Origin of the sequence: Aeromonas allosaccharophila, assembly GCF_016026615.1 — a bacterium.
Taxonomy (GTDB): domain Bacteria; phylum Pseudomonadota; class Gammaproteobacteria; order Enterobacterales; family Aeromonadaceae; genus Aeromonas; species Aeromonas allosaccharophila.
This window is the reverse complement of record NZ_CP065745.1, coordinates 2,119,169-2,145,591: the sequence shown is the minus strand read 5'-3', so window position 1 is coordinate 2,145,591 and position 26,423 is coordinate 2,119,169. Positions and strand designations below refer to the sequence as shown.

At 50.9% G+C, this 26,423-nt stretch carries 18 protein-coding genes, 1 tRNA gene and 4 pseudogenes; 13 read left to right on the top strand and 10 right to left on the bottom strand.

The window, feature by feature from the left end; genetic code table 11:
• The first annotated feature begins 3 nt into the window (after positions 1–3).
• From sctF to ascL, 7 genes are read left to right on the top strand one after another with little or no spacing between them, the layout of a single operon-like run.
• Positions 4–249, top strand: a complete 246-nt coding sequence (sctF, locus tag I6G90_RS09445) for a type III secretion system needle filament subunit SctF (protein ID WP_058052911.1) — start codon at positions 4–6, stop codon at positions 247–249.
• A complete protein-coding gene (locus tag I6G90_RS09440; protein WP_197930966.1) occupies positions 249–602 on the top strand; it encodes a YscG family type III secretion system chaperone in 354 nt (117 codons plus the stop codon). The genes sctF and I6G90_RS09440 overlap by 1 nt, the downstream gene beginning before the upstream one ends.
• A complete protein-coding gene (gene ascH, locus I6G90_RS09435; RefSeq protein WP_197930964.1) occupies positions 599–1,153 on the top strand; it encodes a YopR family T3SS polymerization control protein AscH in 555 nt (184 codons plus the stop codon). Before I6G90_RS09440 ends, ascH begins: the two co-directional genes overlap by 4 nt.
• Complete coding sequence (ascI, locus tag I6G90_RS09430; RefSeq protein ID WP_005320806.1) at positions 1,153–1,491, top strand: SctI family type III secretion system inner rod subunit AscI; 339 nt, start codon at positions 1,153–1,155, stop codon at positions 1,489–1,491. The genes ascH and ascI overlap by 1 nt, the downstream gene beginning before the upstream one ends.
• Positions 1,492–1,497: 6 nt before the next feature.
• Entirely contained in the window at positions 1,498–2,238 is a 741-nt protein-coding gene (gene ascJ / locus I6G90_RS09425; protein WP_182937902.1) for a SctJ family type III secretion inner membrane ring lipoprotein AscJ, read from the top strand.
• Entirely contained in the window at positions 2,235–2,861 is a 627-nt protein-coding gene (locus I6G90_RS09420) for a SctK family type III secretion system sorting platform protein (protein WP_182937901.1), read from the top strand. Before ascJ ends, I6G90_RS09420 begins: the two co-directional genes overlap by 4 nt.
• Complete coding sequence (gene ascL, locus I6G90_RS09415) at positions 2,840–3,505, top strand: SctL family type III secretion system stator protein AscL (RefSeq protein WP_197930962.1); 666 nt, start codon at positions 2,840–2,842, stop codon at positions 3,503–3,505. Before I6G90_RS09420 ends, ascL begins: the two co-directional genes overlap by 22 nt.
• A 149-nt stretch (positions 3,506–3,654) precedes the next feature.
• Here ascL and ruvC read toward each other — a convergent pair whose 3' ends face one another.
• The 3 genes from ruvC to I6G90_RS09400 all read right to left on the bottom strand — a co-directional run bounded on the left by ruvC (position 3,655) and on the right by I6G90_RS09400 (position 7,374).
• Positions 3,655–4,176 (bottom strand): crossover junction endodeoxyribonuclease RuvC, encoded by a 522-nt coding sequence (gene ruvC, locus I6G90_RS09410; RefSeq protein WP_005334512.1) that lies wholly within the window; start codon positions 4,174–4,176, stop codon positions 3,655–3,657.
• A gap of 156 nt (positions 4,177–4,332) precedes the next feature.
• Positions 4,333–6,672, bottom strand: coding sequence for an acyl-CoA dehydrogenase (locus I6G90_RS09405; protein WP_197930949.1), 2,340 nt, complete (start codon positions 6,670–6,672; stop codon positions 4,333–4,335).
• A gap of 48 nt (positions 6,673–6,720) precedes the next feature.
• Positions 6,721–7,374 carry a TetR/AcrR family transcriptional regulator gene (locus I6G90_RS09400; RefSeq protein WP_042020647.1) on the bottom strand — a complete coding sequence of 218 codons (654 nt, stop codon included), beginning with the start codon at positions 7,372–7,374 and terminating at the stop codon, positions 6,721–6,723.
• Between the two features lie 470 nt (positions 7,375–7,844).
• Here I6G90_RS09400 and I6G90_RS09395 point away from each other — a divergent pair, with 470 nt between their 5' ends.
• Both I6G90_RS09395 and I6G90_RS09390 read left to right on the top strand, forming a co-directional pair.
• Positions 7,845–8,585, top strand: coding sequence for a phosphatase (locus I6G90_RS09395; protein ID WP_197930947.1), 741 nt, complete (start codon positions 7,845–7,847; stop codon positions 8,583–8,585).
• 86 nt (positions 8,586–8,671) lie between these two features.
• Positions 8,672–8,747, top strand: a tRNA-Thr gene (locus I6G90_RS09390).
• A gap of 329 nt (positions 8,748–9,076) precedes the next feature.
• Here the strand turns inward: I6G90_RS09390 and I6G90_RS09385 are convergent.
• From I6G90_RS09385 to I6G90_RS09375, 3 pseudogenes are all read right to left on the bottom strand, one after another.
• Positions 9,077–9,512, bottom strand: a pseudogene (locus I6G90_RS09385) (transposase); the annotation flags it as partial.
• A 301-nt stretch (positions 9,513–9,813) separates the two neighbouring features.
• Positions 9,814–10,842, bottom strand: a pseudogene (locus tag I6G90_RS09380) (IS110 family RNA-guided transposase).
• Between the two features lie 86 nt (positions 10,843–10,928).
• A pseudogene (locus I6G90_RS09375) lies at positions 10,929–11,159 on the bottom strand (transposase); the annotation flags it as partial.
• A 455-nt stretch (positions 11,160–11,614) separates the two neighbouring features.
• Between I6G90_RS09375 and I6G90_RS09370 the strand changes: the two are divergent.
• From I6G90_RS09370 to I6G90_RS09355, 4 genes are all read left to right on the top strand, one after another.
• Positions 11,615–11,839, top strand: coding sequence for an AlpA family transcriptional regulator (locus tag I6G90_RS09370; protein ID WP_042082421.1), 225 nt, complete (start codon positions 11,615–11,617; stop codon positions 11,837–11,839).
• Between the two features lie 5,142 nt (positions 11,840–16,981).
• Entirely contained in the window at positions 16,982–17,410 is a 429-nt protein-coding gene (locus I6G90_RS09365; RefSeq protein ID WP_197930945.1) for a hypothetical protein, read from the top strand.
• An 89-nt stretch (positions 17,411–17,499) separates the two neighbouring features.
• Complete coding sequence (locus tag I6G90_RS09360; RefSeq protein WP_175429518.1) at positions 17,500–18,765, top strand: relaxase/mobilization nuclease domain-containing protein; 1,266 nt, start codon at positions 17,500–17,502, stop codon at positions 18,763–18,765.
• A gap of 22 nt (positions 18,766–18,787) precedes the next feature.
• A complete protein-coding gene (locus I6G90_RS09355; RefSeq protein WP_197930943.1) occupies positions 18,788–19,498 on the top strand; it encodes a hypothetical protein in 711 nt (236 codons plus the stop codon).
• A 37-nt stretch (positions 19,499–19,535) separates the two neighbouring features.
• On the opposite strand, the pseudogene istB reads toward I6G90_RS09355, so the two are convergent.
• From istB to I6G90_RS09335, 4 genes and pseudogenes are all read right to left on the bottom strand, one after another.
• A pseudogene (istB, locus tag I6G90_RS09350) lies at positions 19,536–20,075 on the bottom strand (IS21-like element ISAeme17 family helper ATPase IstB); the annotation flags it as partial.
• Between the two features lie 45 nt (positions 20,076–20,120).
• A complete protein-coding gene (locus I6G90_RS09345; RefSeq protein ID WP_075114281.1) occupies positions 20,121–20,606 on the bottom strand; it encodes a hypothetical protein in 486 nt (161 codons plus the stop codon).
• Complete coding sequence (locus I6G90_RS09340; protein WP_075114261.1) at positions 20,603–25,279, bottom strand: RecQ family ATP-dependent DNA helicase; 4,677 nt, start codon at positions 25,277–25,279, stop codon at positions 20,603–20,605. The genes I6G90_RS09345 and I6G90_RS09340 overlap by 4 nt, the downstream gene beginning before the upstream one ends.
• Entirely contained in the window at positions 25,276–26,241 is a 966-nt protein-coding gene (locus I6G90_RS09335; RefSeq protein WP_197930941.1) for a DNA-processing protein DprA, read from the bottom strand. Before I6G90_RS09335 ends, I6G90_RS09340 begins: the two co-directional genes overlap by 4 nt.
• Positions 26,242–26,423: the final 182 nt, after the last annotated feature.

Sequence of the window (26,423 nt, the reverse complement as noted above, 5' to 3'; positions counted from 1 at the left end):
GAGATGGCCGATATTTTTAACCCGGGGAATACCCTGGACAAGGTTGCCGAGAATCTGAAAGACCAGGCAAACAAAGCCAATGAGGAAGTTCAAAAGGCGATTGAGGCGTTGAAAACCTCGCCGGATGATCCGGCACGGTTGGCCGAGCTGCAGCACAAGATCAACAAGTGGTCGGTGATCTACAACATCAACTCCACCGTGACTCGGGCTATGAAAGACCTGATGCAGGGTATTTTGCAGAAGATTTGATGATGAACTCTCAACTCAAGCGACAGCTGGCCGAGCTTGCGCTGGCAGGCACCGGCCACCATTGCCACCAGGAGGCGGCCACCATCGCCGACTGGCTGGCGGGCGAACCGGAGATGATCGAATGCGTGACGCTCATTCGCCTCTCCTCCCTGATGAACCGGGGAGATTATCAGGCCGCCTTGCTGCTGGGTGGCGAGCACTGCACGCCGGATATCGAGCCCTGGCTGGCTCTGTGCGAGTGGCGGCTTGGCCAACAGGAGGCGCTGGCCGCCCGGTTGCTGCGACTGGAGCAGAGCGGCCAGCCTGCCTTACAACAGTTTGCCGCAGGTCTGCGTGAGCAGATGGCATCATGAAAATTGAAAGCAGCGATCAGCTGGGGGGAGAGCAGCCGCAGCGCCAGCCGCTCCCGCCCGAATCCATGGCCCAACGCCAGTTCGAACGACTGCTGGCCAAGGCGCCCGAGCCGGATCTGTTCGAGCGCTGGCAACAGGGGGCTCCCCTTGACGGTTTGCTTGCTGGTGTGGCGCCAGCTGCCAAGCGTGAACTGCTCTGGCAGATCTACCAACAGGGCGACAAACCGGCGCCGGAGATTGGCAAGCAGCTGTTTGCCCCGGTCACCGACAAGCTGATCGCACGTTTTGTCGAGCGCCAGCCGCCGGTGGTGGATGCCATCGATCTGCCGGAGCTGCGAGCAACCATGCGGGAGTTTGACCCCTTGGCGTCGCGGCGGGAGAAGGTGTTGCTGAACTTGTTGAGTGAGCTGAGGGACGGGCAGGGCGCTGTGCCCGCAGAACATGCGTTTCTCGATGCACTGGCCCGGCGCGAGCTGATGACCCTGATCCCGCTCAACGGCATGGTGGACAATCTGATGCGTAATTCGCACAAACTTGATCTGGAGGCGTGATGGAAATTGCACAGTCTGCCCAGGCGGTGGTCACCAGCCTGGATGAGTTGAAAGCGGTGGATCTCTCCTCGCCCCATGTCGCCAGTTTTGAACAGGCGATGGGGAGTACATCCCAGGGGATGGGGAGCTCCCTGCTGGGGGAGCTGGGGGAGTTGAAACAGCAGTTTGTCGAGGCCAAGCAGAGCCTGCAAGCCGAGCTGGCCACCCCGGGGGATGACCCCAACAGCCTGATGCAGATGCAGTGGTCGCTGATGCGGATCACCATGCAGGAGGAGCTGATTGCCAAGACCGTGGGCAAGATGAGCCAGAACGTAGAAACCCTGTTGAAGACCCAGTGAGGTAGTGTGAAGAGATCGATGCTGATGGGGGTGCTTGGCGCCTCGCTGCTGCTCAGCGGCTGCAAAGTGGAGCTCTATACCGGGGTCACTCAGAAAGAGGGCAACGAGATGCTGGCGTTGCTGCAGACCGAGGGGATCGCCTCGGACAAGCAGCCGGACAAGGATGGCCATATCAAGCTGCTGGTGGAGGAGTCCGACGTGGCGCAAGCCATCGAGACCCTTAAACGCAAGGGCTATCCGCGGGAGAGCTTCTCCACCCTGCAGGATGTGTTCCCCAAGGATGGCCTTATCTCCTCGCCGACCGAGGAGCGGGCTCGTCTCACCTATGCCAAGGCGCAGGAGATCTCCAATACCCTGTCGGAAATCGATGGCGTGCTGGTGGCTCGCGTCCATGTGGTGCTGCCGGAAGGCAATGAGGGGATCAGCAAGAAACCCTCGCCCGCCTCGGCCTCGGTCTTTATCAAGCATGCGGCAGATATCCAGCTCGATACCTATATTCCGCAGATCAAGCAGCTGGTCAACAACAGCATCGAAGGGCTCGCCTACGACCGGATCAGCGTGGTGCTGGTGCCCTCGGCCGATGTGCGCCAGAGCCCGTTGATGCCGCGCAATACCTCGCTGTTCTCCATTGAAGTGAGCGAAGGTTCAAAATGGCGGCTGGGTGGCTTGATTGCCCTGTTGTTGGCGCTGGTGGTGACCAGCAACCTGGCGCAATACATGTGGCACCGGAGCCGGAGTCGCGGATGACGGTCGGTTTGACCCCCTATCAGCTGCGCTTTTGCCCGGCCAGTTACCTCCATGAGGCGCACTTGCCCTCATCCTGGGCGCAGGTGCCGGAGCTCCTGCCGGGGTGGCGGACGTTGCCAGCCAGTAACGGCGCCTTGCTCGAGGCGCTGGCATTGGGGATTGGCTACGAGATGCCCGCGCCTCTGGGGGGATTGGCGCTCTTTCCCCAAAGCGAGCTGGTGTTGTTGTTGCGCCGTCTGGGGGCCGTGTTGCACGGAGAGGCGATCCGCCACTGCCTGCTGGCACCAACGCTGCGCCAGATCATCGCCCGGCTGGGGGAGGAGGGGCACAGAGCCGTACTCTCCCAGCTCGACTTGTTGATCGGCCCCTGGCCCGCAGGTTGGCAGCGGCCGCTGCCCGCTCAACTCGATGAGGGCCTGCTGGAGGAGGCGGGCTTGCAGTTCTGGCTGGCGGCGGCCGGGGAGGGCTACCCTGACTGGGCCCGCCGTCTCGCCCTGCGCCTTCCCCCGGCGCCACCCGGGCCATCATGGCCTCTGGCGGCTGACCAGCAGCCACTGGCCCGGGCGCTTTGTCTCAAGATTGCCAAACAGGTAACCCCCCAATGCTGCCATTTGTTGAAATAAAGAGTGACCATCTGCAACTGGCGCCAAGCCAGCGTATGTTGCGTAGCCAGGATTACCTCTCCTACCTGAGCGCACAGGAGCTGGTAGAGGCCGCCCGCGCCCAGGCGGCCGATATCGTGGCCGAGGCCCGCGCCGTCTATGAAGAGCAGAAGAGCCTTGGCTGGCAAGCCGGGATTGACGAGGCCCGGCGCGAACAGGCGGTGCTGATCCACCAGACCCAGTTGCAGTGCCAGGGGTACTATCGCACCGTGGAGCAGCAGATGAGCGAGGTGGTGCTGCAGGCGGTGCGCAAGATCCTGCACGATTACGATCAGGTGGCGCTCACCCTCAAGGTGGTGCGTGAGGCGCTCTCGTTGGTGAGCAACCAGAAGCAGGTGACGATACGGGTTCACCCCGAGCAGGTGCAGGCGGTGCGCGACCAGATCGCCCGGGTACACAAGGATTTCCCCGAAATCGGTTACCTCGAGATCTCCGCCGATGCCCGCCTCGATCAGGGGGGCTGCATCCTCGAGACCGAGGTGGGGATCATCGATGCCAGCCTAGATGGCCAGCTGGAGGCGCTCTCCCTCGCCATGAGTTCGGCGCTGGAAAAGCGTGGTGAGCAGCAGGCCCGACTCGCCGGGGCGAATACCGCGGTTGAATAATGCGGCTGAATAAATGGGCGGCCACGTTAGAGATCATGCATCTGACAAGTTCAGCCGGTTGTTACCTGCCCAAAACAAAACCGCCCCGGAGATCCGGGGCGGTTTTTTATTTAGCGATACAGAGGTGAGCCGTGCGGGTAAGCAAGGGCTCAGCGATAGCGACCACGTACCGAGCTGCTGGCGCGGCCGGCCATCTTGATCAGGCTCTGGCGGGTGTGCAGGTGGCAAAGGGCCACGCCGAGGGCATCCGCCGCATCCGCCTGCGGGGTGGCGGAGAGTTTCAGCAGATGGGTCACCATGTGCTGCACCTGCTCCTTGGCGGCGCCGCCGGTGCCGACCACTGCCTGCTTGATCTGGGTGGCGGAATACTCGCTCACCGGCAGATAGGCGTTGACCGCGGCGACGATGGCGCTGCCACGGGCCTGCCCCAGTTTCAGAGCCGAGTCGGCGTTGCGGGCCATAAAGACCCGCTCGATGGCAAACTCGGTGGGTTTGAACTGGGTGATGATCTCGCATACCCCGTCATAGACCTGCTTGAGGCGCTCCGGCAGCTCGCCGCAATCGGTGCGGATGCAGCCAGAGCCTAAGTATTCGGCCTTGCCGCCCACGACCCGGATAACCCCGTATCCGGTGATCCGCGAACCCGGATCGATGCCCAAAATAATGCTCATGGGTGTTGATTGCTCTAAACGCGAGTGATGGCCGCCAAGATAGCAAACTGTGGCCCGTTTGGCTGCACACTGTATGTACGAACAGTAAAAAGATGGCTTTAATATAACAAAAACGGCCCCGAAGGGCCGTTGCGTCATAACAGAGTGGTGTCAGGATCAGGCCGCGTGCTCGACCTTGTTTGGCTGCTTGCTTGGTTGCTGGGAGAAGCCTTCCAGCTCGCCGGGTGCGAAGTTGTCCACCTGGATTGCCTCGTAGCGCAGGGCATCGGCGGCCAGCAGCTTGTCCGCCTCGTCCTTGCTCAGGATGGATTTGGCCAGGGCGGCTTCGACCAGCTCCGGCAGGGCCAGCTTGCGGGGCAGTTTGCCCTCTTTCTGGGCCTGTACCAGCTTCTTCTCGTAGGGCTGCACTGAAACCATGGCCTGGAAGGCACGTTCCATCAGACCGACCGGATCCGCGTCGTCCTTGCCCACATAACAGAGGGCGGTCAGACGGTCGCGCAGCTCGCCCGGTTTCATCATGGCCAGACAGATGGCGTGGCAGCGGTCGTCGGCTGGCATCTTGTAACCGACGCCGAACGGGAACACCACGCGCTTGAGCACGGCACCCACCACCTTGTTCGGGAAGTTCTGGAAGAAGCCCTCGAACGCCTTGCCAATCAGGTAGAGGTTGCGCTCCACCGCGTACTGCACGAACGGCAGATCGGAGACCATGCGGCCCTGATCCTCGTAGTGTTTGAGGGTGGCGGAGGCCAGATAGAGGTGGCTCAGCACGTCACCCAGACGGGCAGAGATCATCTCCTTGCGCTTGAGATCGCCACCCAGCATCAGCATGGAGACGTCGGCACACAGGGCCAGCCCTTTACTCATGCGAGACAGCTGTTTGTAGTAGCGGGCGGTTTCGCCGGCTACCGGCGCGCTGTTGAACTGACCCAGGGTCAGCCCCTGGAACAGGGCGCCGAAGAAGTTGCCGGCGCCGAAGGCGATGTGCTTCATCAACAGGGCGTCAAACTTCTCGAGACCGCGCTCCACGTCGGTGTCGGCGGCCGCTTCCAGCTCGGCAAAGACGTACGGGTGGCAGCGGGTGGCCCCTTGCCCGAAGATCATCAGGTTACGGGTCAGGATGTTGGCCCCTTCCACCGTGATAGCCACCGGAATCCCCATGTAGGCGTAGCCGGTGTAGTTTTTCGGACCGAGCTGGATGGCACGACCGGCGTGGATATCCATGGAGTCATCCATGATCTGGCGCGCCATCTCGGTCATGTGGTACTTGGAGATGGCGGTAACGATGGCCGGTGCCTGACCCAAGTCCAGCGAGCCGGCGGTCATGCGACGGGCCCCTTCCAGCTGATAGGTGAGGCCGCCGATGCGGGCCAGCGCCTCTTGCACCCCTTCAAACTTGCCGATGGACATGCCGAACTGCTTGCGCACGTAGGAGTAGGCGCCCACGGTGCGGCTCGCCATGTGACCACAGGCGGTGCCCAGGGCAGGCAGCGAGATGCCGCGACCGGCGGAGAGACACTCCACCAGCATGCGCCAGCCGCGACCGGCGTAATCCGGGCCACCGATGATCCAGTCGAGCGGAATGAACACATCTTTGCCGAAAGTCGGGCCGTTCAGGAACGCCAGACCCATGGGATAGTGGCGATCGCCGACGCGCACGCCGGGGTGGCTGGTGGGGATGAGCGCGCAGGTGATGCCGAGCTCTTCCTTGTCACCCAGCAGCTTTTCCGGGTCATAGAGTTTGAACGCCAGCCCCAGCACGGTGGCACGAGGGGCCAGGGTGATGTAGCGCTTGTTCCAGTTGAGGCGAATACCCAGCACCTCTTCGCCCTTGTGCATCCCCTTGCAGACGATCCCCTTATCAGGAATGGCGCCGGCATCGGAGCCCGCTTCCGGCCCGGTCAGGGCGAAGCAGGGCACCTCTTTGCCATTGGCCAGCCCCGGCAGCCAGAAATCTTTCTGGGCCTGGGTGCCGTAGTGCATCAGCAGCTCGCCCGGGCCGAGGGAGTTCGGCACCATGACGGTGACCGCCACGCTCAGGCTCTTGGTGGCGATGCGGGTGACGATGGTGGAGTTGGCGATCGCCGAGAATTCACGGCCGCCGTAGGATTTCGGGATGATCAGGGAGAAGAAGCCTTCCTTCTTCAGATAGTCCCACACCGGTTCCGGCAGGTCTTTGGTTTCGTTGACGATCTTGAAGTCATCAACCATGGCGAGCAGGGTTTCGACCTGATTGTCGATAAAGGCCTGCTCTTCGGCGCTCAGTTCGGCCTTGCCGTAACCGTGCAGTTTTTTCCAGTCGGGGTTGCCGCGAAACAACTCGCCATCCCACCAGACGGAGCCGGCTTCCATGGCCTCCCGCTCGGTAGCTGACAAGGGCGGCAGTATCTTTTTGAAGATGCCGAACACCGGACGGGTTACCACCTTTTTACGGATGGAGGGCACGCCGAGCACAACGGCTATCGCCAGCACCAGCAGGACAAGCAATGTGATCATACCGAAGTTCCTTCTATTTCACTGTTTCCGTTGATTTATTGTTGGTTGTTACACGGCCAGGGAGAGCCTGGTCGACTCCACGGGCGCCCCGACTCCGGACGCCAGATAAGGAATAACGTTGCGCACCAGCCCTTCCACATCGAGCTGCTGGCCAAAGTCGGCCAGGGCGATGTCGCGCAGCGCATCGGCGGAGGCCATGGTGAATACGACGGTACCCAGGGTGAAGTGCAGGCGCCAGAAGAGATCTGCTGGCGACAGGGCCGGATTGGCCTTGGATATCGCCTGGGTGATCCGCATCAGAATGGGGCCGTAGTGGGCGGTGATAAAGCGGCGTAGGTGGCCCTGGCTGTCGATATAGCCGCGCCCCAGCAGTTGCATAAAGATGGCCGGGCCGTTGGCCCGCACCGCCGAGAGTTTCATCAGCGGTTCGACAAAGCTTTCAAACAGCTGCAGCAGGGTCAGCTGCTCCTGTTCCATCAACACCCGCAGGCGGGCGTCGAGATCGGGCATAAACAGGCTCAGGTAACGGTCGAGTACCGCCTGGATCAGCTCCTTCTTGGAGCCGAAGTGATAGTTCACCGACGCCAGATTGACGTCGGCCTCGCTGGTGATCAGACGCAAAGAGGTATCGGCGAATCCCCGCTCGGCAAACAGCACTTCAGCGGCATCGAGAATACGGTTTTTGGTATCGATTTTACTCACTGGACACCTCACTTAAACGAATGTTTAAAAAGTACGTTTCATAACGTGAAGTGTCAAGAGAATGTGAATGAGTGTTAGCGGAATGTTTTTCGATGAAAAAAGCAAAGTGGGCGGAACTTAGTCAATAAGCAGGACTCTATATCTATGCCACTGCAATTAAACATTAAGTCTCGCCCAACCTGCACCATGCTAGTTGGGCCTTTTTTTTGCGCGTTTGTTACCGGTTTGCGGTTTGCAGGCAAAAAAAACCGCCGCAGGGCGCGACGGTGGGGAAAGTGAGTTCGCGTCATCCTGACGGCAAACTGTCGATGCGAGTTCAGGCATGTATCGACGGGGGCAGTATGCCAGCCAGAGCCCCTCAGACTATGTCAGCTTCGCGGTATTTTGTGACAAAGTGTGGCAAGCACTGGCGTGGCCCAAGCTGCCACTCTTTGTTATGCTGCTCCCCTAATATCTAAAGGGGAGAGAAGATGAAGTACCCGGTCGATACCCACACTCACACCATTGCCAGCACCCACGCCTACAGTACCATTCACGACTATCTGCCGATAGCCAAGGCCAAGGGGATCAAGCTGTTTGCCACCACGGATCACGGCCCCGAGATGGCCGATGCACCTCATGTCTGGCACTTTGCCAACTTGCCAATACTGCCAAGGGTGGTGGATGGAGTCGGGATCCTGCGGGGTATCGAAGCCAACATCAAAAACCTGGAAGGGGAGATCGACTTTCCCGAGCGTTACGAGTCGCGCCTCGACATGATCATGGCGGGCTTTCATGAGCAGGTATTCCCTCCCTGCGATCAGGCCGCCCATACCCAGGCGATGATTAACGCCATCAAGAGCGGCCGGGTTGACATGATCAGCCACCCGGGTAATCCCGCATTTCCCATCGACATTCAGGCGGTGGTCAAGGCGGCCGCCGACTATCGGGTGGCGCTGGAGATCAACAACTCCTCCTTCATTCACTCGCGCCCGGGCAGTGAAGGCAACTGCCGCGCCATCGTCGAAGCTGCGCGAGATCTGGGGGCCTATCTCACTTTCGGATCCGACTCCCACGTCGCCTTCAGCCTCGGCGATTTTGACCACTGTCACCGTCTGGTGACCGAAGCGGGCTTCCCGCAAGAGCGGATCCTGGTGCGCTCCCCCCGCGCCCTGCTCGATTTCCTCGAAAGCCGTGGCCGCGCCCATATTCCCGAGTTCGTCGATCTCTAAGACTGCTAACACCATGAGCCAACTCATAAAATTGAGTTGGCTCGATTGACACGTCGGCCATTTTTCATGAATCTGAATGGCAACAAGCCGGTATAGCTCAGTTGGTAGAGCTGCGCATTCGTAATGCGAAGGTCAGGAGTTCGATTCCCCTTATCGGCACCATATAAAACAATGGGTTAGGTTTTTTAGTTAACGATTTTAGTGTGAGTTTATCGTCGGCGTACTTGTTGGCGTACTTGTTGTGAAGAGTATAGAATGGGTCGTTTCTTACTCTTGTCATACGCGCCTTATGTGTAAGGTCATCCACCTGTTCTCCCAATTTCAATACATCAACCCGGTTACCTTCTGTGTAGATGCTGGAGCCGTGAATAGTTAGTTGCACCATTTAGTGTTGCTGGCTTCATGGTCATAGCAACGATGATGGCTCGCTACCACTCATCAATAGTGGTATTTGCTGATTGATACAATTGCTCAGGGGGGGGGCAGATCAATCAGAAAACGCAGATTTCCCTTCCCCAAGTAGCAGTTACACTTTGGTTTGTGGCCGGCAAGCCAAGACTATTCAGTTTGTTTATAGCGCTCACAACACCGTCATGTCCTCTACCTGAGCGTTGTATGTCGCAGATTGATTTTGCCCTTCATCAACTGCTTGAACCGATACATCGCCGTCTCTGCCAGTGGGTTGAGCTTCGGCATCATGGACATTTTCCAATGACACTTCCACCGCCACGATATCGTGAGTGGCCGGGTCTACTGCCAGATGCAACTTGCACCGCACTCGCCGCCGTGTTTTTTGACCTTCCACTCACCATCTCCAAATATCTTGAGGCCAGTCGAGTCGAACACTAGGTCGGTAATGCGTCTCTTTGGGGGCTTTCGATAGGCCACTGTTACTGTGCGTGCACTCTTGCTGACACATAGATGGTCGCCCCGGTTTGCCAAGCCCTCAATCAATGAAAGTGAGTCAGGTTGAGATTGCAGCCATAGATCCGGATTTCACCGAGGCAACAGCCTCTATCCCTGATGGAATTCGCTGACTGGCTCCTCTATCAGCTAAACGCACTTATTAGTGCCCTGTGTCTGTCGGGTTTTGCCAGTCACGGTCTGACCTGCCTCGCCATCACGTCATGATCGCCCGTGCAATCGGTGGTACTTTCTAACGCTGGTTGTTAACTCGATACTTTGTCACGCTTGCTATGAAACACCGTTCCTCTGCTAGCTATTGCGCTCAGACCGCTACTGCGTGATCAGCATCGTACTCGCGCTCATGGGCAAGTAATGCCCAGATGATGCGTGCATTCTTGTTGGCCAGTGCCACTACCGTTACATTATGGTTACGTCGCTCCATGACCCCCGCAAGCCAGCTTCCTGCGTACTCTGTCTTACGCTCAGCGACCCGGAGCACGGAGCGGGCCCCGTGGATCAGCAGTGTGCGTAGATAGATGTCACCGCGTTTGCTTATCCCCAACAGGGTCTGCTTGCCGCCGCTGGAATGTTGCTTGGGTACCAAGCCCAACCAGGCTGCTAGCTGGCGGCCATTTTCGAACTGCTTTGCATCGCCGATAGACGCTACCAGTGCACTGGCCGTGAGAGGACCAATACCCGGCATCTTAGCCAGCTTCTGGCTTGCCGAGTTTTCTTTGTGCCAACACCAGATCTGCTCTTCCAGTTCATTCACCTGCTTGGCGAGCTCTTTGAGGTGCTCCCCTAAACGCTCAATTAATTGACGAAACGTTCCGGGTAGGTTGTTCTCTGCATCCTCCAGGAGCTCGGGCAATCGTAGGCTAATGTGTGCAATACCTTTAGGGACAATGATGCCATGTTCAGCCAGCAGGCCCCTGATTTGATTAGCTTGTGCCGTTCTGGCTTTGACGAACCCTTGCCTTGCGCGATGTAGCGCCAACACGGCTAACTGCTCGCCATTTTTTATTGGCACAAACCGCATATTGGGTCGGGTGACGGCTTCGCAGATAGCTTCTGCATCCGCAGCATCGTTCTTGTTGGTCTTCACATAGGGCTTAACGAACTGCGGCGCCATCAGTTTGACGGTATGCCCCATTCCTTGCAGTTTATTGGCCCAGTAATGGGCACTGCCGCATGCCTCCATGCCGATCAGGCTAGGAGGAAGATTGGTAAAGAATGAGAGCATCTGATCCCGCTTCAACTATCGCTTGAGGACCGTCTTGCCATGTTGATCAACGCCATGTAATTGGAAGAGATGTTTTGCCAGATCAATGCCGATAGTCGTAGCCTTCATGGTGGTCGCCTCTCTCATCAGTGGGAACTTACATTCGCCACTTTGGCACTCAGATGCCGTTTTGGGGAGGGGCGACCATCCCATTAGCTATAGTCCGGTGAGCACGACGGCACATTTATCAACTCGAACAGGGAGTCGAGTAGTTCCTGAGTAGCCCGCAGAGTGAGGTTGAAAATTCCCTTGAGCATCAGGGAGGTACTGATGGTCTGGTCAGTGTAAAGCGGGCTGCGGTCCCGCCGTACATGAAGGTCGTAGCGAAACCAATTGCTCATGGCTTCGGCATCAATCCAGAAGGTGAGTTAGCTACTATTAATCAAAGATTTGTTGTATTTAGGTCAGTTGGCGATGGTGTGAGGCGACGTACCCATAATGCAGACTTGAAGAGGATGGTGGTGATCAGAACGCCAAATCCTCAGGTAGTTACATTCAAGCTGTATAGATTTGGGCAACAACGCCTCTGTAAGTAAGAAAGGCATGATAACGAGTTTTGATTGGGTTTTTGTTGGCGAAGTTTTATACAGAGCTGTTGAAAACAAGGCTACTCCATTGCAAGTTCAGCTATGTTCAGTACACCAACATAAGGATGGTTATTTATAATCACTTATAAAATAGCTCTAATTATTTATAAGACATAATAATTGTATGTCATTTCTATGTGGTTATTTATAAAGTCTAATAGAGTCAATGGCTTATTTCGTTTTCTCTCTAAGTTTTTCTTGTGTATTTTTTTATATGTGATTTAATTCTTCTCAAACTAGAATGTGAGGGGTATATGGTATACGAACAAGATATTCGTTTGATCAAGATGACTGAAGTAGTAAAAAAAACAGGCATGTCCAGGTCTACAGTTTATAGCTTAATAAGTCACGGATTGTTTCCACAACAGGTAAGTTTGGGGCCTCGCTCCGTTGCATTTGTAGAGGCAGAAATTGACTCTTGGATTAGAAATAAAATTGCAATTAGAAATCGTTGTAATGCTAATAGGTATACAGATTAACTCCAGAAATAATGTTTATCTATACCTTGATAGAGTGAAAAAATAAACCACACGTCAAATGGCTTGTGGTTTTCTTTGAGATGCAACCGTTTACCTTTATCACGATACTGATAGTCCATTCACTGTGGGCACTTAGGCGCAGATCACCCCGTTGTCAGCCGACAATCGCTGTTTACCAGTGTCAAAATTCCATTTCACGATACCTGTAGTTGTTTAGGTCAGCGGGTACTCAGGTGCAGATCACTCCGTTGTCAGCTGACAATCGATGTTTGCCAGGGGCTGAGTTCCATTTCACGATACCTGTAGTTGTTCAGGCCAGCGGGTACTCAGGTGCAGATCACTCCGTTGTCAGCTGACAATCGATGTTTGCCAGGGGCTGAGTTCCATTTCACGATACCTGTAGTTGTTCAGGCCAGCGGGTACTCAGGTGCAGATCACTCCGTTGTCAGCCGACAATCGATGTTTGCCAGTGTCAAAATTCCATTTCACGATACCTGTAGTTGTTCAGGCCAGCGGGTACTCAGGTGCAGATCACTCCGTTGTCAGCCGACAATCGATGTTTGCCAGTGTCAAAATTCCATTTCACGATACCTGTAGTTGTTCAGGTCAGCGGGTACTCAGGTGCAGATCACTCCGTTGTCAGCTGACAATCGATGTTTACCAGGGGCTGAGTTCCATTTCACGATACCTGTAGTTGTTTAGGTCAGCGGGTACTCATGCACAGATCAGCGTGTTGTCAGCCGACAATCGCTGCCTGCAATGAGCCAAATTCCATTTCACGATACCTATAGCTGATAAGCCCCGATGTCGAGCAGCACAAAACAGCGTGTTGTCAGCCGACAATCGAGCTTGTTGGGGGCAGGATTTCCATTTCACGATACCTGTAGCAGTTCGGGCCTGCTGGGGTCTGACGCAGATAACCCCTGTTGTCAGCCGACAATCGAGCTTGTTAGGGCGGGATTTCCATTTCACGATACCTGTAGCAGTTCCGGCCAGCGGGTACTCTGGTGCAGATCAGCCCGTTGTCAGCCGACAATCGATGTTTGCCAGGGTGATAATTCCATTTCACGCTACCTGTAGCAGTTCCGGCCAGCGGGTACTCTGGTGCAGATCAGCCCGTTGTCAGCCGACAATCGATGTTTGCCAGGGTGATAATTCCATTTCACGCTACCTGTAGCAGTTCCGGCCAGCGGGTACTCTGGTGCAGATCAGCCCGTTGTCAGCCGACAATCGAGTTCGCTGGGGTCAGATTTCCATTTCACGATACCTGTAGCAGTTCCGGCCAGCGGGCACTCCGGCTCAGATCACCCCGTTGTCAGCCGACAATCGATGTTTGCCAGGGTTAGATTTCCATTTCACGCTACCTGTAGCAGTTCCAGCCTACTGGCGCTCTGGTGCAGATCACCTCGTTGTCAGCTGACAATCGATGTTGGCCAGTGGCAGAATTCCATTTCACGATACCTGTAGTAGTTCCAGCCTACTGGCGCTCTGGTGCAGATCACCTCGTTGTCAGCCGACAATCGAGCTCGTTAGGGGCGGGATTCCATTTCACGCTACCTGTAGCAGTTCCGGCCAGCGGGTACTCTGGTGCAGATCAGCCCGTTGTCAGCCGACAATCGAGTTCGCTGGGGTCAGATTTCCATTTCACGATACCTGTAGCAGTTCCGGCCAGCGGGCACTCCGGCTCAGATCACCCCGTTGTCAGCCGACAATCGATGTTTGCCAGGGTTAGATTTCCATTTCACGCTACCTGTAGCAGTTCCAGCCTACTGGCGCTCTGGTGCAGATCACCTCGTTGTCAGCTGACAATCGATGTTGGCCAGTGGCAGAATTCCATTTCACGATACCTGTAGTAGTTCCAGCCTACTGGCGCTCTGGTGCAGATCACCTCGTTGTCAGCCGACAATCGAGCTCGTTAGGGGCGGGATTCCATTTCACGCTACCTGTAGCAGTTGCGGCCTGCTGGCACTCCGGCGCAGATCACCTCGTTGTCAGCTGACAATCGATGTTTGCCAGGGTTAGATTTCCATTTCACGCTACCTGTAGCAGTTCCAGCCTACTGGCGCTCTGGTGCAGATCACCTCGTTGTCAGCTGACAATCGATGTTTGCCAGTGGCAGAATTCCATTTCACGATACCTGTAGCAGTTCCGGCCAGCGGGTACTCATGCACAGATCAGCGTGTTGTCAGCCGACAATCGCTGCCTGCAATGAGCCAAATTCCATTTCACGATACCTATAGCTGATAAGCCCCGATGTCGAGCAGCACAAAACAGCGTGTTGTCAGCCGACAATCGAGCTTGTTGGGGGCAGGATTTCCATTTCACGATACCTGTAGCAGTTCCGACCAACGGGTTCTCTGGTGCAGATCACCCCCGTTGTCAGCCGACAATCACTGTTTGCCAGGGGCAGAATTCCATTTCACGATACCTGTAGCAGTTCGGGCCTGCTGGGGTCTGGCGCAGATCACCCCTGTTGTCAGCCGACAATCGAGCTTGTTAGGGCGGGATTTCCATTTCACGATACCTGTAGTAGTTCGGGCCAGCGGATGTTCTGGTGCAGATCACCGCGTTGTCAGCCGACAATCACTGTTTGCCAGGGGCAGAATTCCATTTCACGATACCTGTAGCAGTTCGGGCCTGCTGGGGTCTGACGCAGATAACCCCCGTTGTCAGCCGACAATCGCTGCCAGTCAGGGCCAGCATTCCATTTCACGATACCTGTAGCAGTTCGGGCCAGCGGATGCTCTGGTGCAGCTCACCCCGTTGTCAGCCGACAATCGAATTTAGCCAGGGTCATAATTCCATTTCACGATACCTGTAGTAGTTCGGGCCAGCGGATGCTCTGGTGCAGTTCAGCCCGTTGTCAGCCGACAATCGAGCTCGATGAAGTCAGGTTTCCATTTCACGATACTTGTAGCTATTCCTGTCTGCTGGCACTCATGCGCAGATCCGCCAGTTGTCAGCCGACAATCGAGCTTGTTAGGGCGGGATTTCCATTTCACGATACCTGTAGCCGTTCCGACCAACGGGTTCTCTGGTGCAGAACACCCCCGTTGTCAGCCGACAATCGAGCTTGTTAGGGCGGGATTTCCATTTCACGATACCTGTAGCAGTTCGGGCCAGCGGATGCTCTGGTGCAGATCGCCTCGTTGTCAGCCGACAATCGAATTTAGCCAGAGTCATAATTCCATTTCACGATACCTGTAGCCGTTCCGGCCAACGGGTTCTCTGGTGCAGTTCAGCCCGTTGTCAGCCGACAATCGCTGCCAGTCAGGGTCAAAATTCCATTTCACGCTACCTGTAGCAGTTCCGGCCAGCGGATGCTCTGGTGCAGTTCAGCCCGTTGTCAGCCGACAATCACTGTTTGCCAGGGGCAGAATTCCATTTCACGATACCTGTAGCAGTTCGGGCCAGCGGATGCTCTGGTGCAGATACCCCGTTGTCAGCCGACAATCGAGCTTGTTGGGGCGGAATTTCCATTTCACGATACCTGTAGTAGTTCGGGCCAGCGGATGCTCTGGTGCAGATCGCCTCGTTGTCAGCCGACAATCGAATTTAGCCAGAGTCATAATTCCATTTCACGATACCTGTAGCCGTTCCGGCCAACGGGTTCTCTGGTGCAGTTCAGCCCGTTGTCAGCCGACAATCGCTGCCAGTCAGGGCCAGCATTCCATTTCACGATACCTGTAGCCGTTTTGGCCTGCTGGGGTCTGACGTAGATAACCCCTGTTGTCAGCCGACAATCGCTGCCTGTCAGGGTCAGATTTCCATTTCACGATACCTGTAGCTGTTCCTGCCTGCTGTGGCTTTGGCGCAGATCAGCCTGTTGTCAGCCGATAATCGCTGCCTGTCAGGGTCAGATTTCCATTTCACAATACCTGTAGCAGTTCCGGCCTATTTGAGTTTTGGCGCAGATCACCTCGTTGTCAGCCGACAATCGCTGCCTGTCAGGGTCAGATTTCCATTTCACAATACCTATAGCAGTTCCGGCCAGCGGGCACTCAGGTGCAGATCGGCCCGTTGTCAGCCGACAATCGAGCTTGCTGGGGTCAGATTTCCATTTCACGATACCTGTAGCAGTTCCGGCCAGCGGGTACTCATGCACAGATCAGCGTGTTGTCAGCCGACAATCGCTGCCTGCAATGAGCCAAATTCCATTTCACGATACCTATAGCTGATAAGCCCCGATGTCGAGCAGCACAAAACAGCGTGTTGTCAGCCGACAATCGAGCTCGCTGGGGTCAAATTTTCATTTCACGATACCTGTAGCACTTCGGGCCAGTGGGTATTCTGGTGCAGATCAGCCCGTTGTCAGCCGACAATCGAGCTTGCTGGGGTCCGATTTCCATTTCACGATACCTGTAGCAGTTCCGGCCAGCGGGTACTCAGGTGCAGATCAGCTCGTTGTCAGCCGACAATCGCTATCGGCTTGGGTCGGAGTTCCATTTCACGATACCTATAGCTGTTCCGGCCTCAGGTACTCAGGCGAAGATTGGTCCGTTGTCAGCTGACAATCGCCATCACTGGATGGGCAGGATCCCATTTCACGATACCGATAATGTGACTGCCAGAGACCATTAAGGAGAAGCTCGGCCAGTCGTCAGCAGCCAGGTTTCCATTTCACGAAACCTATATTGCGACTGCGTAGAGTTTGAATTGGGCAGTAAATGAGCGACGTAATCTTGTCATTGAACACCTCAGGTTATGGTGGCAACTGTACCACCCAAAATGGTGTCCGGGATGATTAGACCACTACAGTGGCTATATAAAGATCAATAATTTTAATGATAAATATTGGCACCAAACTACAGCTAGGGAGGGTGCGAATAAGCACCCTCCCTAGTTGATTTCATATTTTAAATATTAACTTTCGCCAATACCATTGATAACATTGGTCGTTAAATTAATAATTTAGCTCAAAAAATTGTTGATATTATATTTAGTGTTTGCAATACTATAATTAGAGTAAGCATTAAATATCACCGAATAATTTAGCTCATTTCTTAATGTGACTTCGTATAAATTTATTGTATATTTTTTGAAAAAAACGCTAAACCAGCTATGTTTTAATGTCTATTAAATAGGTTGGTTTGAAAAATAAAACGCATAACACTACTAATAATTATTATAAAGGTGCACGCAATGAACATAAAACCACGCTCAGGTAGACCCCAAAAATCAGCTGACGAAAAACGCAGCTTAATACTCCGAATCTCATTTAATGCAGCTGAGCAACGTGTTTTAACTAAGCATAGTAAAACCTATGGCATTCCCAAAAAGTCTAGCCTGATTCGGTTTTTGGCTCTCAGGGAACCAGACAGTATTATCTCACCAGATTTTTCATATGATGATCGTGTGAGATTGCTCGAGGGGGTATACAATATATCATCGAATTTAAATCAAATCATGTTGTTGATTAGACAAGCTGAAGCTGAAGCTGAAGTTGGTAGTGACGTTTATAAACTTATTACTGACAGTAGTGATAACTCTCCAGTGATGCAGGCTTTCTCATCTATAAATTCTCTGTTTGTAGGAATTGAAAAAGCTCTGATTGGAGTGAAGTTGAAATGAATTTTGAAAAACACAGGTTCGGCCAAAACTTCCAGTACAGACTGTCTTATATTTACCGAGCTATACATATTGGTAGGAAACGAAAATCCATGCCATCACAGGTTTATCATCTCGGTGGTGGTGTAATTAATAGACCAAATATTACATTGAATGAAAGAGGCGAGGTCTCTGATTATGACATCGGGCCACTACTCATGGAGTTGAATATGCAGGCATCATTGTATGCAGGCACAGGAAACCAACTATGTGCACATTATTCACTATCATTGAGCCCCGATGAATCATTAACGCCATATCAATGTCTAGTTGCAGCTAGGCTGCTAATGAGTGAATTGGGATATGGTAGCGATACTCGATGGACATCTGTTATACACCGCGATACAAGCTCTCTACATGTACATGTTGTGGCATGTAGAGTAAAACTTGACAGAACCTTAGTTGATGATAGTAATGACTACGCTCGGGGAGTTGACGCTGCTCGAAAAATAGAAATTGAATTGGGATTGGCGAACTGTAAAAGTCCTGAAGCAAATTTCGGTCATGAGTATAGCATAGTCAATATTAAAAATGGCCGTGGTAGAGGGAGCTTTCATGCTATGCATGATCCCGCCTGTATAATTAGGGATGCAATGGACGTGGTTTTTAAAAACCAGCCGAACAACATGACTGAATTTGTCACTAGGTTGCGTGAGCATAATGTAATGGTCAAGCCGTGGAGAGTTGATAATCGTGAGCCACAGGGGATCTGTTACAGTATAGATGGTCAGCGATGGATATCAGGGACGAAAGTTAAAAAGTCACGGGCTACTTGGTTTAAGCTGATCGAGCAAGGTATTGAATATTCACCTAGACGAGATGATTACAGTCTGAACTTGGGTGTTTCGAATGAATTAAATGAATTAAGCGTTCTTAGAGTGATACCGTTTACTGCATTGATTCGTTGTACTAAAAAACAATATGCCAAGATGAAAAGATCAGTGCAGTCATTTGTGGATAAAAAAACATATGGTACATCGTCATTCTTTTTCCGACTTCTAAGACTGGATTTTGTTTTGCTATCAATCGAGGAACCGTCAGATAGTTTTATATCAAATGCACGAGCACTGTTGAATGACGTTTTGGCTACAATTTTTAGGAAAGGGCTGGAGAGCGTTCATGTAGGATCAAACGCATTGATTCCTGATGGATATGTCCCAGATATTAACTCAGGGAAAGATACTATTGATAAGCCAAACATGTTTTTCTTAGACAGAGAAAAACTTAAGAATGAAATTTTGAAGAACAATGAATGGATTACTGATTGGTATGGGGACCCCATATCACACGAACAAACCAAAGAAAAAAACATAAAATAACAATAATAATGAGAGGTGTGGCATGGCTAATATGAGGTTGAATGCAAATCTTAGAACCGTATCATTTAGCAAAACCGTGAGTGTACTGGAAGAGCTGGAGCTCAGTTCAGGTAAATTTGTTCGTAGGTATAGGGCTGTAAATGTTCACCTAGGTACAGTTGATGTAGATTCTGACTTTTCTCTTATAAAAGAGTTAACCGAGGCTGACGCAAAAAATGCAAAGCTTTGGGTCCAGGAGCAGCAACGACTGGTCCAGTATGCCTATATGGAAAATATGAGGCGTGGGTTCCTTGGTGGTTCTCCTGTGATTAAGCGTAGTAAAGGCGACGATGAGCAGTATAGTGATTGCTATGGTTTTATACCGGGTCGGAAAGTCGGTGAGTTTATTGGTGTGATTATTGATGCTATTCCTATGGTTGAGGAATGTAGCGTAGAGAAGGATGAGTATGAAATAGAGTATGAGAAAGTGGAGCGTTTTCGTAAGAAAGGATGTCTATCTGAGATACTTGATCTGCTATTATATGCCCTGAAAAGAAGCAATGAAAAAGTACCTTTCTCAGAAAAAGAGAAATGTGACCTATATTGTGCTGAGAGAGTTCTTTTTTACTTTTGCACTGAAGGTATGAATGTTAAACAAAGTAAGTTAGAAAAAGCCTCTCGAGATAAAGCTAAAGGTAAATATAAAAATTTGTTACGTGTCAACGCCGACCGAAAACTGATCCACTCTGGCTAATTTCGCCGATTGAAAAGTGATCCACCCGGACATGGGGTTAATTGGTTTTGGGTGTGGCCCCCGCTTTGCGTTTCTCTTTCAAACGATAGCTTTCACCGCGGATCTGAACGATGTGTGCATGATGTAACAGTCTATCGAGCATAGCTGCCGTCAGTGTCTGATCATCGGCAAAGGTGCTGGCCCACTGGCTAAAGGGCAGATTGCTCGTCAAGATCAGGCTCCCTTTCTCATAACGTTTGGCGATCACATTGAAAAACAGGTTTGCTTCCTCACGCCCAAACGGCAAGTAGCCTATCTCATCGATCACCAGTAAACGCGGCCCCATCACGACACGGCTGAAGTAGGCATTAAGCCGCTCCTGTCGTTGAGCTGCTTGCAGCTGCAACATCAGGTCTGCTGCGCTGATAAATCTGGTCTTGATGCCAGCCATCAGAGCCCGATAGGCCAGTGCGATGGCAAGATGCGTCTTGCCCACTCCGCTTGGGCCCAGCAGCACTATGTTTTCGCTACGCTCTATAAAAGCCAGGCTGGCCAACTCCTGCAACTGGCTGCGAGGTGCGCCACTGGCAAAGCCGAAGCCAACTTATTGATTACAATTAAAAACTGAATGGTAATCTGAAAATTAAACCATGTTCATAGTCAGAAGTCCGATACCTCCAGCCAACACCAATATACCTAAAACAACTATGGCTCGTAGCCCACTTATCGATCTTTTCTGAGACTCCGCGACAGCCTCTAACTTGCTGTTCAATTCGCCAAATTGTTTAGCAATGCAGCTATCAATTGCTGCGCGGCCTTGTTCAAACTGATCAGGTGTTACGAACGTCAAGGCTGCTACGTCACGCCTTAGTTTAAACTGTTCATCTTTGATCTGGCCTAGAAGGTCATTAAGTGACGTCAGGCGACCTTCAAACTCTTCAAATTTATTCGAGTTCTTCGTAACCCATTCACCCTGTTCAGTAGCTAGATTTGCGAGGGTTGATTTCGCAGCCTCTATCTCTGTTCTTGCATCGTTAACTGCGCTTAACAGGCCATTAAACTCTGCCACTTGCGCCGATTGCTCTTCGAGTGAATCGATTACTCGGTGTAGTTTCTGTATGTCATTCACCAATTAATCCCCTTGTATTGGCTGGTAAGTTTTTCAAGCCTATTTGCTAGTGGAGCTAACAAAGTGTGATAGGAGAACGGATCCCCTAGCTCTTCATTTACCTCCCCAAGAACATCCAAATCATCAAATTTCTCATGGACCAAACGAGCAAAGCGGCTTCGCGCATTTTCAGAGAACATTGGCTTTAGCTGCATAGTTTTTCGGACCAGCTCTAGTGCTTCATCCCTATTATCACTAATCAATCGATCAAAAGACGCTGCCATTCTTCGCTCTCCATCTGCATCATCAAACTCATCGGAAGCTAGTCGCAGTACACCGCTCAAGTAGTTCAAGAATGCATTATCTTTGTATGACTCTAGGAATCGAGAAAGTTGACCTCGTAGGAGCGTCATCTTCTCGCTGCCTACTAGATGTTCCGTGCGCTCTTCTTCATCAGTTTCAAAAAATACTGATGGCCATATCTTCGCCGACACAGAATTCTCAGCCATATTGAGCAGAAGTTGGCTCGACTTGTCGTGCCTGAAATAACCCTCTAGCTTCTCCTTAAATTCTTTGTCGTCCATCCTGCCTTCAGCGAATAAACTACATTGTTCATAAACGTTCTTCTGTGACTGGCGACGGTTGTAGACAAAATGGTCATAGGACCAGAGTAAAAGAACAAGAAAGATAAATTGCGATTTATCGATAGACCCTTTTCTTAACTTGTCGCAGAGAATTTTGTAGTACTGGTTATCACTACTGAACACATCCGCGAGTTTGAACTCAGGATCATACTTTCTGACGGTATGCTCAATTTTATTTTCAAGACCTTCTTCCGATAGGCACTGGAACTCGACATAGAGCGTGCCATTAAAAAAGTCTTCGATTACCCAGTCAGAAACAATACCTAATTGAGAAAGACGGTAGATAGCCTTTTCCAATTTATACTTTTCCGTACCAAACTGCCTGGCAGTAATGGTCACCGTGTTGTGTTCCTGATTGTACTTAAAGAATTCGTATACGTTTGCCATCAACTTGAACTCATCATTGATTGTGTCCAAGCTGTTTGTCATCAGGAACAGATTTGTGTTCAGGTCGCTATCTCGACTCAATAACTTCACGTACTCCTTCAGATCTTTGACGTTCGTACTAGCGTCCCAAATCTTGTCGAGAATAGCTGAATTGGGCTCTTTTGTGAGAAGCACATAGCAATCTGCGGGTACTTCCTTGAATAATTTTTTATCTCGCCCTGCCCTGCCTGCTTCCTGATACAAGGCTTCCATCGACCCAGGTATTCCGAAGTGAACCGTATAGGCAATATTCCCCTTATTCACGCCCATTCCGAATGCCTTAGTAGCAGTAAGTAGGCGGTATTTATTTTCTTTAAAATCGTCTTGAACTTGGCGCTTATATCTATCGAAAGCCTCTCCCTGTAATACCCCCATTTTCGGAGCAGACCCCGAAAAATATCTAACATCCATATTCAAGAGTGTTGAAATTCGGCCCGCTAAGCTATGACAACCCTTAGACCCGTTGACGGTGGCAGTGAATATGATTCCCGCCTTATTGCCATATTCCCCGTCGGAATTCCATTTACGCTCCATTTCAGAAACAAGTTCGACGGCTGCATCAACTTTGCGGCCTTTATCGTCGATAACGTGGAATGAGAGTTCCTCGCGAGTGAAGTCCATGGGTGTGCGGACAAAATCATCGGGGATATCAAACTCTGTTTGAATATCCTTTAGGACGTTAACTGATGCGGTTGCAGTTAGGCCTATATAAATTGCACTGGGAGCAAACCGTCCAATTGTATTTGCCAGGTTAAGATAAGACGTCCTGAAATCATGCCCCCACTCAGACAAACAGTGAGCTTCATCGATCACCGCGTAGGCAAATGAGAGATCTAGTCCGATAGCCAACATCTCTTTTCTAAACGCATGGGTTTGGAATCGCTCAGGCGATATGAAAACGAAGAAGTACTTACCACGTCCGAAATCGCTCTGAACTTTGGCCTTCTCTCCTGCCTTCAAATCACTAGTAATAAAATTGCTTCGAGTGAAGCCGATGCTATCCAAATCGGCTTTCTGGTCATACATCAAACTCTTTATCGGACACACGACAAAGCTAACAGCTGGTTGCAGAACCGCAGACAGCTGGTAACAAATCGACTTACCCGAACCTGTAGGCAACAATCCTATTGTGCCGTTTCTCGAAAGTGCAGATCCTATGATACCAACCTGCCCTTCCCTGAAATCTACATCCTCTAGGTATGGTAGAAACAGGTTGCTGAGGAAGTATCTCAGAGACTCTCGCTGCTCGCTGCCTGGGCTAAGATCTAGCTTGTAGGCAATGGGATCACTGCATGAAAGCTCGAAGAAGTCATAGTCAATTAATTGACTGGTTTCTATTGAAACAGCATCAGAATCTTCGAAGTATCGATAGAAATCGAAGTAATCCGTACGTGAATATATGACGTCTTTGTTAACTTGAAAGGAATCGTCATAACGCTCCAGTATGCTGAAGTCGATGAATATATTTTCACCAGACCGTTCGCTCGGAAGCTCATCTGATTCGATCAGCGCTACTTCAATTCGCCTTTCTTCAATACCAATGAGACGCAAGAGATTCGATAACAAATCGTTCAGGTCGTCTAGTGCCGCTTCAGCAAAATCTGTGCCATCACGATTGACTATGAATAGTTTTTTCAACTCTCCTAGTCTGATCTGACCGCGTTCAAGAAGCTCCAATAACAGTAACTGGAAACGCAACGCCGAGGTCAGCCTCAATCGTGGGTCGGTAACATCAGCTCCATTTTCATAAACCTCTTGGTAATTCAATAAAGAAATACCATTAGGAGGCGTTAGGACACCGTCACGCTCTAGGCCATCTACGATCTGAATGTGAGAAATAATCGAATTTATCTTACTGATAAATGACTGGTTCTCAGATGCCAGTTCTTGAACAGTGAACCGAACAGTCTTCAGTCCCTGGGTTTCAGTAAACAAATCCCTCATCTCATCTAACTGCTGAGAATTTTGGTGTTGCTGACCGTCTATCTCAATAATTAAACCAACTTGAGGAATGTAAAAATCTACCTGTCGGTTCTGGAATTGTTCAACGTAGACCTGAGTCATATCGTAAATCTGGACTTCAGGGAGCATTAGCTGTTTTACAAAAATGTACTTACCGAAATACTTCGGAATCAGCTCATCAAAAAACCTTTTCGCTGGGTAGCTTCCAGACTGTTTGTTGCCTCGAATTAATCTGTTCCAAAAAACTGACTTATCTGACAAAAGAGCCTGAGCTGGTGTATTAAGAGCGCTCTGTTCCAGCTCAATGCCAAATGCTTTCCTCAGTTTTCGCGAGGCTATTGTAGGCTTCCCTCTCTGAAGTATGTTTTTAAGAACTTGAATTGCTCCAAATAGCTGACCAGACGCCACTTCAGACGAGATAGAATAGTTGAGAAGATTATGGAAAATGAAGTTATGGTTGGTTCTCGCGTAGTTAGCAGAAAACTTCTTGCTTACAAGCCTACGACTAGACTTCGGCCTGACATATCCAGATAGTTCACTTTCATCCGCCAGCGAGTCGATGATTGGGTTGTACAAATCTGAAAATAGTTGGTTATTGTGCTGTTGTTCAATGCTGTCAGTACTTAGCTCTAATCTATAGAGAGTTTTGACCAACGTAAAAATGTAAATACTTGAATTCGGGAAAGCTTGAGATAGACAGCGTGTTATCTCATCAGTTGTAGCCCCCGAAGTTAATACGTCGTCAACGATAAGAAATGTCGGATTTGAATTCGCTTCTATTGAATCAACTTCGGCTTTATAGGCCCCTCCGACCTGCTGTCGTCTTTGTACTGCACTGCAATTAGTCGATTTAACTAATACGTGCTTTTTCTCTAATATCTTAGGTTGGTAAGTAGCCCCTAAAGCAACAGCCAGCGACTTGCCCAAGGTATCTAATGCTTTATCGCCATCTTCAGCCCTAAGCTCAGCGTGACCTAACGCTCGAACAACAATATCTATAACTGGAAATGAAGGAGCTAGCTCAACAGTCTTGTTAACCCAGCGGCGTACAGAAGGATTCTTGTTATCTTTGAAAGACCAAACTTCCTGTTTGACACCATCTAAATAGAATCCCAGATGAAGTTTATTTCCAGATTGTATTAACTCAGAACGTCCCGTTGTTGCGGAACTCGGTGTCGAGTTTTTTCCAATAAGCTCGGAGAGATTGCTTACTCCCTTATGTGACGAATCGATCTCCGAGGCAGAACCCCAATCTACTGAGAAAAACTCAACTCCTGCATTGAAAGCAGCGTCTCGATCTAGGTTGCTATCTCCTAAATAAATTGACTCGTCGGCGCTAACACCGAAATACTCGAGAATACGAGTAACGCCCTCATGGCTCGGCTTATGCTGCGTTACATCATGGTAGGCTACTACATAATCAACAGAGATACTGAAGTGTTTGAGTAGACCCTGAACGTAATTCGAAGGCGCATTCGAGAAGATAGCAACCTTGATTCCAACTGACCGAGCCGTTGTAACAAGGCCGACAACGCCCTGATAAACGGCACAACCATTAAAGTACCTGTGTATGTCTCTCCATCGGCCAGCTGACCGAAATGGTTCGAGGCTTGATGTATCAATAAGCGTGTCATCAAGATCGAGGACGATGACCTTTATCACAGCAGGCCACCGTTTGATTTCAACGATCTAAATGAACTCGCGATGTCTTTTAATTGAAGCTGAATATCTTCATAAGATTCGCTCGTGTAGGGTATCGCCTTTCCTTCGTTAACTAGATGTTGCGTTCCTGAAATTGCCTTGATAGTAAGATCTGGATACCTAGCTTTCTGTGCGTCAGGAACGAAGACAGGACGCTCCATAGAGAGAGCAGATTTGACTGCGTGCATCGTCCCACCATCTATCGAAGTTTCAATAGCAAAGACGGCAGTAGATAAACCTGCTTGTATCCTGTCTCGCTTAGCAAAGAACGCAGGTATTGCTTTGGTTCCTGGAGCATTCTCCGCAACTAGAAGTCCATCCGTATCCAAAATTTCCTGAGCGAGTTCTCGATTACTTGTGGGAGAAATAGAATCCACATCGACAAGAACAGAAATCGTTGAGGTTTTGGCGTCTAATGCAGCGCGATGAGCAATTGTATCGATACCCAGTGCAAGTCCACTGACTATCGTGAAACCATAAGTCGCAAACTTTTGAATAGTTTTAATCGTTATGGTTTCACCCTTGGGGGTGTTTTCACGAGTTCCTACAACAGCTATAGAAAGCCTATTCTCTAAGAGTTTCAGATTGCCTTTGCAGTAAAGAAAGGGAGGAGGTTTCGGGAGATTGTATAACGAGATTGGATAGGTTTTCGAACCGAAGAGAACAATCTCAACTCCTTTATTTTTGAACGAATCAATCTCAGCTTGTACTTCGTCCCTGAGAGCCTGGAAGTTCGCAGCGTTGAAGAAACTTTCGAGAGCTGCTCGAGATTTAACATTTGAGATTTTTAGATTGGAGGAATGGTGTACCAGTTCTTCGAGCGTTGACACTCCGCTATACGCTGAAAACTTTAAGATCGACAGAACCGTTTCATCACCAACGCTCATTAACTTCTTAAGAACAAGAGCATCTACAATGTTCACATCCCCCCCCCAAAAAACGACCGTTTTTAGTCCATTAATCGTACAGATTAATTGTATTCTACCGAGAAAACAACATAAACTAACCTGATTTCCCATGACCCTCAGCCAGCTTCAAGAGCCGATATGGCATCGGACTAGCTCCAAGTCGAGCCGGATGGGCATAGTCTTTATGCAGAATTTGA

What these genes read in the sequence shown, in the direction of transcription:
- I6G90_RS09405 (WP_197930949.1), bottom strand. Translation starts at nt 6,672, where the DNA reads ATGATCACATTGCTTGTCCTGCTGGTGCTGGCGATAGCCGTTGTGCTC.
- I6G90_RS09355 (WP_197930943.1), top strand. Translation starts at nt 18,788, where the DNA reads ATGGCTAATATGAGGTTGAATGCAAATCTTAGAACCGTATCATTTAGC.
- I6G90_RS09365 (WP_197930945.1), top strand. Translation starts at nt 16,982, where the DNA reads ATGAACATAAAACCACGCTCAGGTAGACCCCAAAAATCAGCTGACGAA.
- I6G90_RS09360 (WP_175429518.1), top strand. Translation starts at nt 17,500, where the DNA reads ATGCCATCACAGGTTTATCATCTCGGTGGTGGTGTAATTAATAGACCA.
- I6G90_RS09370 (WP_042082421.1), top strand. Translation starts at nt 11,615, where the DNA reads ATGGTATACGAACAAGATATTCGTTTGATCAAGATGACTGAAGTAGTA.
- I6G90_RS09395 (WP_197930947.1), top strand. Translation starts at nt 7,845, where the DNA reads ATGAAGTACCCGGTCGATACCCACACTCACACCATTGCCAGCACCCAC.
- sctF (WP_058052911.1), top strand. Translation starts at nt 4, where the DNA reads ATGGCCGATATTTTTAACCCGGGGAATACCCTGGACAAGGTTGCCGAG.
- I6G90_RS09440 (WP_197930966.1), top strand. Translation starts at nt 249, where the DNA reads ATGATGAACTCTCAACTCAAGCGACAGCTGGCCGAGCTTGCGCTGGCA.
- ascL (WP_197930962.1), top strand. Translation starts at nt 2,840, where the DNA reads ATGCTGCCATTTGTTGAAATAAAGAGTGACCATCTGCAACTGGCGCCA.
- ruvC (WP_005334512.1), bottom strand. Translation starts at nt 4,176, where the DNA reads ATGAGCATTATTTTGGGCATCGATCCGGGTTCGCGGATCACCGGATAC.
- ascI (WP_005320806.1), top strand. Translation starts at nt 1,153, where the DNA reads ATGGAAATTGCACAGTCTGCCCAGGCGGTGGTCACCAGCCTGGATGAG.
- ascH (WP_197930964.1), top strand. Translation starts at nt 599, where the DNA reads ATGAAAATTGAAAGCAGCGATCAGCTGGGGGGAGAGCAGCCGCAGCGC.
- I6G90_RS09420 (WP_182937901.1), top strand. Translation starts at nt 2,235, where the DNA reads ATGACGGTCGGTTTGACCCCCTATCAGCTGCGCTTTTGCCCGGCCAGT.